This window comes from Streptomyces sp. KL116D, assembly GCF_030766975.1.
GTDB lineage: Bacteria > Actinomycetota > Actinomycetes > Streptomycetales > Streptomycetaceae > Streptomyces > Streptomyces longispororuber_A.
Genome location: NZ_JASERH010000141.1, coordinates 36,092 through 45,202 on the forward strand (window position 1 = coordinate 36,092; position 9,111 = coordinate 45,202).

3 protein-coding genes and 7 pseudogenes are annotated in these 9,111 nt (G+C 71.7%); 6 read left to right on the top strand and 4 right to left on the bottom strand.

The genetic code is table 11. From position 1 onward, the window contains the following. Window positions 1–6: 6 nt before the first annotated feature. A pseudogene (locus tag RBJ77_RS54800) lies at window positions 7–198 on the bottom strand (glycosyltransferase family 1 protein); the annotation flags it as partial. A gap of 636 nt (window positions 199–834) precedes the next feature. Between RBJ77_RS54800 and RBJ77_RS54805 the strand changes: the two are divergent. Further along, window positions 835–1,344, top strand: a pseudogene (locus tag RBJ77_RS54805) (TetR family transcriptional regulator); the annotation flags it as partial. A gap of 647 nt (window positions 1,345–1,991) precedes the next feature. Here RBJ77_RS54805 and RBJ77_RS54810 read toward each other — a convergent pair. From RBJ77_RS54810 to RBJ77_RS54820, 3 genes and pseudogenes are all read right to left on the bottom strand, one after another. Beyond that, window positions 1,992–2,381 carry an aldehyde dehydrogenase family protein gene (locus RBJ77_RS54810; RefSeq protein WP_372351864.1) on the bottom strand — a complete coding sequence of 130 codons (390 nt, stop codon included), beginning with the start codon at window positions 2,379–2,381 and terminating at the stop codon, window positions 1,992–1,994. Then, window positions 2,378–2,614 carry an aldehyde dehydrogenase family protein gene (locus RBJ77_RS54815; RefSeq protein ID WP_372351865.1) on the bottom strand — a complete coding sequence of 79 codons (237 nt, stop codon included), beginning with the start codon at window positions 2,612–2,614 and terminating at the stop codon, window positions 2,378–2,380. The genes RBJ77_RS54810 and RBJ77_RS54815 overlap by 4 nt, the downstream gene beginning before the upstream one ends. A 119-nt stretch (window positions 2,615–2,733) precedes the next feature. After that, window positions 2,734–2,955 (bottom strand): annotated as a pseudogene (locus RBJ77_RS54820) (hypothetical protein); the annotation flags it as partial. A 1,077-nt stretch (window positions 2,956–4,032) separates the two neighbouring features. Here RBJ77_RS54820 and RBJ77_RS54825 point away from each other — a divergent pair. The 5 genes and pseudogenes from RBJ77_RS54825 to RBJ77_RS54845 form a co-directional block, all read left to right on the top strand. Beyond that, a pseudogene (locus tag RBJ77_RS54825) lies at window positions 4,033–5,074 on the top strand (MBL fold metallo-hydrolase); the annotation flags it as partial. A gap of 467 nt (window positions 5,075–5,541) precedes the next feature. Next, window positions 5,542–6,715: pseudogene (locus RBJ77_RS54830) on the top strand (SPFH domain-containing protein). A gap of 630 nt (window positions 6,716–7,345) precedes the next feature. Beyond that, complete coding sequence (locus tag RBJ77_RS54835) at window positions 7,346–7,546, top strand: hypothetical protein (RefSeq protein WP_372351866.1); 201 nt, start codon at window positions 7,346–7,348, stop codon at window positions 7,544–7,546. Window positions 7,547–7,746: 200 nt separating this feature from the next. After that, window positions 7,747–7,818, top strand: a pseudogene (locus RBJ77_RS54840) (hypothetical protein); the annotation flags it as partial. Window positions 7,819–8,727: 909 nt separating this feature from the next. After that, a pseudogene (locus RBJ77_RS54845) lies at window positions 8,728–9,111 on the top strand (hypothetical protein); the annotation flags it as partial.

The following is a 9,111-nucleotide window of genomic DNA, read 5'->3' on the forward strand; positions in this document are numbered from 1 at the left end:
GTCGGCGATCTCGTCGCGCGAGGTGCCGGAGACACGTGAGCACGGACGGCAGCCGGCGCGCGACGCGCTTCTGCATCCGCGTGAACGCGTACCAGCGGCGCTTGGACATCCGCTGCTGCCAGCTCTCGGCGGCGTCCAGCTCAGCTGCCGGTCCACCGTGATGGGGTGGTGGATGGTGGTGACGAGGGGCGCGCCCAGGGCGTCGCGAGCCGCCCAACAGCCCGTACCCGAGCGTCTGGTTGTCGTGCACGACGTCGAACCGGGCCGCGCCGGGCGCGCAGATGGCGGCGGGCGCGCAGCGAGAAGGCGTCAGCGGCTCCGAATCTGCCGGTCCACATCGTCCCGACTTCCAGCGCGTCGATCCAGTCGCGGTACTCGTCGCGCTTCGGCGTGCGAAGGGGTCGGGTGGCTGCGGTACAGGTCGAGGCTGGGCAGCTCGGTGAGCAGAGCCCTGCCAGCTCCTCGCCCTCGTCGAGCACGGGGTACGGCGCTGGGCGCCGAGTGACTCCACGCGGTGCCCGAGACGGGCCAGCCATGGAGAGGTGCCGTACGTACACGCCTTTGGGCCACCGCAGAACGGGTTGCCCTCTGTACGTGAGGAGAGCGATGCGCAACGACTCCCGCGGTCACCCAGGGCACGCTTCTCTCCTGCTTGCCCGTGGACATGACCCCTGCTGCCCGTGGACACCACGTGGGGACGCTAATCTAGAACAAGCTTCAGACTTTGATCGTTCAATGAGGATCGAATCTACCGGCAGGTAGCCAGCCTGTGACAGGTGGATCAGGTGATTCACGCCACGGCTGGGACGACGGGACACGGAAGCGAACAGATGACTGCTCCGGACGCAGAAACTCCTCCGCCCTCGACACGCGCTCACGGAGCGGCAGGAGGCCAGGCGCCGCGGATCCCTGCACGAGCGCCCAGCTGGCGGCGCGCGGCGGCTTCGACGCGGTGCAGATGCGGGAGAGATCGCGGAGTCGTCCCAGGTCGCCCTCGGCACGCTGTACCGCTATTTCCCGAGCAAGGTGCACCTGCTGGTCGCCACCATGCAGGACCAGCTCCAGCTACATGCCACACCACGGTCCGCAAGCGCCCGCCGTCCGCCGCCTCGCCGGGCGAAAGGTCGCCGAGTTCAGCTGACGCGCGCCTTCCGCGCGCAGCGCGCGAGCCGCACCTCGCGGATCGCGACGGTGCGCGCCCTGACGTTCGCGGACCGCAGCGTCAGCCCTGAGGTCGACCAAGGCTCCTCCCGGCGGACGACGGCGATCATCCTGGACGCGATGGAACTGGGACGGCCGACGCCCGAGCGGCTCTCCATTGCGTCCCGGGTCATCGAGCACACCCGGGCACTCGGCCCACGATCACCCGCTCTCGGGCCGGCACGCAACAGGCAAAAGACGATCGAAATGGTTTGTTGCTCTGATTTGACTCCTCACAGCTCCCCGAATCGGCAAAGAGAGCTCTCTGGCGATAGAGGAGGCCTGGTGGAGCTCCCGAGAGCGTGCGCACCGCGCAGCGTGTGTTGGTTAATCTCCGGCGGAAGACGACTTCCGCCAATCGGCCGCCAGCGCCAGCGTGACGCTCGACGGGACACCCTCTGCTGCTGCGAGAACTTTCAGCCTGCGCCCGACCGTCCGCTCTGTCTGGTGGGGACTGCCGCCGAGTCGAGGCGGAATGTACTGCGTGTGTTCACGCGCATTATATTTGACTTGATGTGTATATCGCTCCGGTCGACCTCACGCGCCACCGTCCCCATGCTCAGCCTTCCAACCGGCTGGCAGGTGGATTATCTTGTGCTCCAGGTACGCGCCGAGCTTCCCGCCCGAACTCCCGCCACGCCGTTGCCTTTAGCTGCCGAAGGGGGCTGAGCATGTCGAGGCTGAAGGTGTTCACGTTGTAGGTGCCGGTGTCTGCCGCGCGACGCCGATGCCGTGCGCGACGTCGGATCCAGGACGCTGCCGCTGAGCCCGTGGTCGGAGTTGTTATACCTTCAGGGCCTCGGTCTCGTCCCCGTACGGAGCAGGCAGATCGACCGGGGCGGGAAGATCTCTCTCGCGGGCGATCCGCATGCGTTGGTGACGCCGCCGAAGAGCGCCGGTTCTTGACGTACGCAGCGCGCGCCTGCAGGCCCTTTCGGCACGCCCGCCGCCGAGCAGCAGCGACGTTTGGCGCCTCTCCTCCCGGCCGATGCGGATGTAGTCGAGGGTTGCGGGCAGCGCTGGCGCCGGGCGACGAGCGGGCCGACCTGGGTGGCGGGCCCGTCTGACGTCGACCGGCGAGGGCGGAGGCGACCGCGTGACATCGCCTCGGCGAGCTCGTCGTAGCGGGAGCGGGGCAGCAGGATGCGGGTCAGGGCGACGCAGGCCTGGCCGTTGTTCATCTAGGCGGTCGGGATGGTCGCCCGCGACGGTCGACTCGGCGTCCGCGTCCGGGCAGCACGACGGCCGCCGACTTGCCGCCCAGCTCAGGGTCACCGCGCGTGAGGTTGCGGGCCGCCACCTCCATGACGCGCTTGCCCGCGCCGACGGAGCCGGTGAAGGAGATCTTGTCGATGCCCGGGTGCCCGACCAGGTACTCGCTGACCTCGCGGTCGGCGGGGAGGATGGAGAGCACGCCCTCCGGCAGCCCGGCCTCCCTGGGCGATCTCGCCGAGGAGAGGCACGCGCCGTGCTGACTCCGGGCGACGGCTTGCGGCGACAGGTGCAGCCGGCAAGCAGCGCGGGCGCGAGCGTGGCGGCGGCGACAGGCCGCAGGACGTTCCAGGGCACCACGGCCGCGACGACGCCGACCGGTTCGCGGCGCACGAGCAGCTTGCCGAGGGCGCCGTCGCGCGTCTCCCCGCCAGACGTGAAGTCGCGGGCGACGCTGATCGCCGAGTCCCAGACCATCATCGCGCCGAGCGCCTGGGGCGAGGACGGACCAGGGTACGCTGGAGCCGCTCTCCTGCAGAGCATGTATCCGGCGACGCTCTCGCGGCGGCCCAGCGGCTGGCGTTCTTGATCCGCGACGACGGCAGATCCGCTCGCTCGAGGGTCGTCCGCGGCCAGGGAGCCCGTCGTCAGGCGCGGCGGGCCACGGCGACGGCCTGGCCGACTGCCGGCGGGCGCGGCGTGCGGCACCCGCCCGAAGACTTCTCGCCGGTGTGCGAACGGCCTCGATGACGTCCTTGCCGAGTGGGATCGCCATCTCCCGGCCGATGAACAGCTAATGTCCGTGTTCCACGAAGAGCTTCGGGCATGGTAGGACTTCAGCTTCCGTGAGGCGTCCTTTGCGTACGGTTTCCTGACGGTGCGAGACCGATACCAGTCCGGTCGATGCGGAAGGCGACGAGGCGCGGCATAGGGTGCGGGATGATTCCCAGGCCGATCCGCACCGAGCGCCTGACCCTCAGCTGCACGCTGGAGGTCGCGCACGCCGACGCCGGCGGCCCGTGCTTCTCGCCGACCCCGCGCTCCTACGCCTTCCACCCGGCGGCAGGCCCCGACCGCCGCGGCGCTGCAGGGTCCGGTTGCACGCCCGGCAGGTGGCGAGGCCCGCCCGACGGCACCGACCGGCTCAGCCGTGGTGCGCGTGGCCACACGGAGGGACGCAGGGGACGCGCAGGCCCGCTTGGCCGGGTACGTGCAGCGCCACGGTCACGGCGGGGCGCACGGCCGAGGCCGCCTGGGTCATTGTCACCTGGCAGGGCCGCATCGTGGGTAGCGCGGGAGGCGGCGCTCGGCAGCGGCACGGTAGGCGGGCCGGGCACGGGACGAGGGAGCTCACTGCGCACATCCACTCCGGACCACCACGCGTCGGCGGCGGCGCCCGCGCGCTCGGTCTCGACGCGCCGGCGCATGGCGCTCCTCGTGACGCCGACGGGAGATCTACCTGGACCGGACAGACGGTCGGCCCGGGCGACCATTGAAACAGTTCTACAAGTTCCATTACAGTGACGAGTTCGGCGCGCGACGTCAGGCGTCCAGGCGTCCAGGTGCGCTTGGCGATCGAGAGGCGGCCCGATATGGCAGAAGGCGACAGAGGCGACGCAGGTGAAATCCGATCGCGGCGGCGGCGTGCGGAGCATCCGCGTGCTCGATCCCCGACAACCCCCTCGGGTAAGCACCTTGGTCTACCTCCTCGACACCGACGCGCCCCGTGCCGTCGTCGACACCGGCTGGGACGACCCGACGTCCTGGGGACGCCCTCGCCGCGGCGCCGACCGCGCGCGGCACCTGAGCCACCGACCTCACGGGCGCGTCCTGATCACCCATCACACCGGACCACCACGGCCCTGGTCGGCGAAGGTGCGGAGGCAACCGCGGGGATCGCGATGCACGAGTCGCATCGCCGCGGCGGTGCGGCGCACCCGGAGAACGCCCCGCCCGCCGGTACGCCTACATGGCGGCGGTGAAGCCGACGGGCGGCTTCGGCGCCCCGACGAAGTGATTGCCGTGCCTGCCGTGCCAGCAGCTTAGATGTGGGCTGCCTGCGCCGCCCGTTTGGTTTCGGACTTGGCGCGCTGCCTGACTGCACATCACCCCCGGCGACCTGCTCGGATTCTGCTGGCTGTAGCTGTGCGCGATTCACCGGCCGCCACCCCCCGGGCCACGTCTGCCCACCCGAAGAGGACCACTCATGCCCAACCCCGGGCAACGGACGGCTGTTCAGCGGCGACCACGTCCCGCCTGGTATCAGCCTGCACATCGGCTCCTGTACGACCCCGGACGACGCCACCGTCACTGATCCGCTCGGCGACTCGCCTCGACCCCTGGAGCGCGCCGGCAGCGTCTCGCGTGCCGAGGTCCTCCCAGCCCACCAGCGCACACCTTCACCGACGCCCCGGCCCGCGTACAGGAGTCGTGCTCGACCACCACGAGTCCTGCCTCACCGATCTGCTTGGCCCTGCTGGCGACGCCCTCACGCCCTGGCAGCTCGCGGAACGGATGGAGTGGAACCGCCCCTGGGCCGACATCCCCTACGGCTCCTGGAACATCGCGGTCTCCGAGGCGGAGGCCTCATCTGCGCAGGCTGGTGAAGTCGGGGCGGGCGGAGGCGGTGACCGGCAGCGATCCGGTGACGTACGCGGCGGTCTCCCTGAGCGGGACGGCGGGGACGGGCGGCCGGTTCGCGAAGGCCGGGAGTCCGTCGGGGCCGTACGGCAGGCGGTCGGGGCGCGGGCCGTGGCGGCCCGTGCGATCCCTTCGGCACGGCGGCGGATCTTTGCCGAGCGTAGATGGTCCGGGTGTCGGCGCAGGCGTATGGTCTGGGCTCAGGGCCTCTCACGAGCCGGAACGACAGCGGGCGGCCGCCGATGGCGCCGGACGAGGCTGTCGGCTGTACGGGGAAGCTGGTCGTCGGCACGCGTGGGGCCGGTGGTCCGGGTGAGGTGCTGGTACGGGTCAGGGCGGACCGAGACCTTTCTCGCGTACCCGACGAACCCCGGAACGGGGCTCCACCGTGATCGAGTCCCTGCGGGAGCCGGCAGGTCGTGAGTCACGGCCTGGGCCGATCCCTGCTCGCCGGTGACGAGGACGGCGCCCGCTAAGGAGACACCAGGGATGTTCCCGGATATCGCGTTCGCACCCGACGAGGCGATGCTGATCTCGGGCGCAGGCGGGGGACTTGGGACGCCGTTCCGCGTCGTCACCGATCACGGAAGTTCGTGCGCCCGTGTTCCGCAAGACCTGCTTCCTGTCGCTCGCGATGAGCGAGTCGGAGGTCGTCGAGAAGTGCGTCACCCGGCAGGGCATCGCCCTGACGGTACGGGCCGTCATGCGTTCAAGGTCGGCAACGACCACGAGTCGATCGTGAACGCCGGGCAGCGGTTCCTGTCCGACCAGGAGCAGATGTCCGTGCCACCGGGCGGATCTTCGCCGGACACCTGCGGGTCGATCATCGGCTCGATGACGGTCGAGGAGATCGTCACCGAGCGGCAGAAGCTGGCGACGGAGGTCCTCGACACGTCGAAGGCCGAGATGGCGAAGATCGGGCTGCACGTCGACTCGCTGCAGATCCAGTCCATCGACGACGGCAACACCGGATACATCGAGGCGATGTCCCGGCCGCACAAGGCCGCCATCCAGCGGTAGGCGCAGATCGCTCCAGGCGCGGGCCACCCAGGCGGCGACGGAGGCCGAGCAGGCGGCGGCGGCGCGCAGCAGGCCGAGTACGCGCGCGGCAGACCGCGGTGGTGCAGGCCGAGTACAACGCTTCTTCGAGACCGACTGGCCAAGGCGCAGGCCGCGCAGGCCGGCGCTCGCCTGCCCAGGCGCATGCCCAGCAGGAGGTGCTCCGCCGCCCAGACGGAACTCGCTTTGCGGCAGGCCGAGTTGCGGAGAAGCAGCCGGTGGCGGGAGATCGTGAAGCCGGCCCAGGCGGACGCCGAGCGGATCCGGGTGCTGGCGCTGGCCGAGGCCGAGCGGATGAAGATCCAGGCGGAGGCGGCGGCGTCGTACGACCGGGTCGCGCTGGACCGGATGCCTTCATCGACCAGCTGCCGCAGATCGTGAAGGAGGCGTCGGCGGGGCTGGCCGGGGCCAACGTGAACGTGCTGAACGGGGCGGACGTGGCTCGGCGAGATCGCCGCCGGTCTGGTCGGCCAGGGGCCTCACGATCCTGGACTCGGTCCGCAAGAACCTGGGCGGCGAGAACGGGGACGCCGGCTCCGCCGTCGAGCGGTACGTGGGTGGGCGGCGAGCGGGCGAGGACGACGGTCCCGTCGACATCCGGTAGGCCTCGGCGCGGTTGCGGGTCTCTGACGCGTCGGCGAGTGCGGCTCGTCGGCCTCGGCGCCGCTGCAGGTCGGGGATGCGTCGGCGGGTGCGGCCTCGTCGTGGCTGGTCGCGCAGTTCCCCGCGCCCCTGGGGCGGCCACGGACGCCGGCCACCCTCAAGCCCTCCGGCGATTGAGGAGCGGGTCCGGCGGAGCCCTGGGCCCGGCACCGTTGCCGGTCAGGATACGTCGGCCAGTGCAGCTCCGTCGTGGCTGGTCGCGCAGTTCCCCGCGCCCTGGGGCGGCCACGGACGCCGGCCACCCTCAAGCCCCTCCGGCGATTGAGAGCGGGGGCCGGGGCGGAGCCCTGGGGCGTTCCCCCTGGGGAGGCGGGTGGGGCGGCCGGTACAGTGGGCTGGTCGTCATAATGCGCTCGTGAGGGGAAGCCGGTGGAAGTCCGCGCTGACCCGCAACCGTCACAGCCGGACTGCTCTCACCCGCGTCAGCGATCGGCTCAGGGACCGTCGAGGCATACGGAACCGGAGCCGCCCGGTGCCTGAGCGTGCCGTGCCGCCCGGCTCCCCGCAGGGAGAGGCACCCGCCCCACCATGAACATCTCGCCGCAGCGCCGCGCTCGTCGCCGCGACCGTCGTGATCGGCGCCGCCGCCGCACCGGTCGCCGCCGCGGACAGCGCCTCCCTCCCCTGTCGTCGTGCCGAGCGGCCTGTACGGCACGTCCGGACCCGACGTACGACGGCGTGGCGGCAGTCCCTGGCCTTCGTGGCGCAGGACACGGTGGGTGTGAAGCCCGCCGGGAAGGCCGTGGACTGGCTGGCCGGGGCAGCAGTGTGAGGACGGCGGCTTCGCCGCGTTCCGTGCCGAGCCGGGCAAGGCCTGCGACAAGAAGACCGTCGTCGACAGCAACAGCACGGCCGCCGCCGTGCAGGCCCTCGTCGCGGTCGGCGGCCGGGACGGCGAGGTCGCCAAGGGCGTCGCCTGGCTGAAGAAGCAACCAGAACGCGGACGGCGGCTGGGGATACAACCCCGGCGGCGCCAGCGACGCCAACTCCACCTCCGTCGTGCTGGGGGCGCTCGCCGCCGCCGGCGAGAGCCCGCCGACGTGACGTCGGGCCCGGTAAGTCCGGCGTCGACGCGCTCGCCGCCCTCGCGCTCCCTGCTCCGAGGGGCAAGAGCGGTGGCGCCCTCGCCTACCAGCCCGACAAGAAGGCGAGCTCACCGCGAACGCCGACGCCACGGCCGCCGGCGTCCTCGGCGCGCTTCGGCACCGCCGGTCTCTGCGCTCCGGCAAGGCGCGAGGCGGACGCGTACACGTGCGAGACGACAGCAGCGCCGAGGGCCTCGCGCACAACGGCGCCGTCTACCTGCAGAACCAAAGCTCTCCACCCACCCGTACCTGAAGTCCCAGCTGGCCGGCGCCGAGGACCAGCCCGACTACGGCAACACACGCGGACGCGGTCACCGCCGTCGCGGCCGCCGAGGGCACTCGCACACGAAGGGACCCGTACGCCTCGGCTGGAGAAGAACGCGCAGGCGTGGGCCGAGCAGAGCGGGTCCCGCCGCTCATACGCCCAGCTGGTCTTCGCCGCGCACGCGACCGGCAACGACCCGCGTGACTTCGGCGGCACCGACTCGTGAAGGCCCTGAACAGGACGGGCCCCGCAGCTCGCGCCGCGCCTCGGCCGGCGACGCGGACGAGGACACAAGAAGAAGGACGACGACGGCAGCGGCGCGTCGTGGTGGATCGTCGGCGTCATAAAGTTCATCGCGGCCGTCGGTGTTCGGCATCATGCTCAGCGGCCGCAAAGAAGAAGCAGTCGTGACGGCCCCGACCCGCCGGTACCGGGGTCTGCGCGCTTGCACTGGCCGGCGCGCTCGCCGTGCTGCTCGGCGCGGCTGCCGTCGCCCCGGCCCAGCGCCGCCGGGTACCGGTACTCGGTCGTTCTGGGAGCGGGACGGCGGCGGCAGGGACGTACGCGTCGACCGGGCCCCGCAGACCGCCGGACGACGGCGCCGTGCAGGGGTTCCGGCTCGCGGTGAGCGCCGGACTGAAGGACGCCACGCAGCCGCGCGGGCGCCGCCGACCTTCGCCGCCACCCGCGCGGACACCCCCGCGAAGCGACGGCACGAAGCGGGTCGCGCTCGTCAATCGACCCCGGCACCGCGCAGGACGCGCGCCGTCCGGCGAGACGCCGCCGAAGCCGCGCACCGCGTGCGCGCGGGTCGGCGAGGACGCCACGAGCGCCGACGCGCTCGCCGCCGTCGCCGCCGCTGCGCTACGACAGCAGCGCGCCGCTGCGCGCCATCTCCGGCCATCCGCGGACCGGCTGCGGCGAGCAGGTCGCCGTAGCGGCACCGCGCGTTTCACGATAAATGCGAAACGGTTAAACACCCAAATT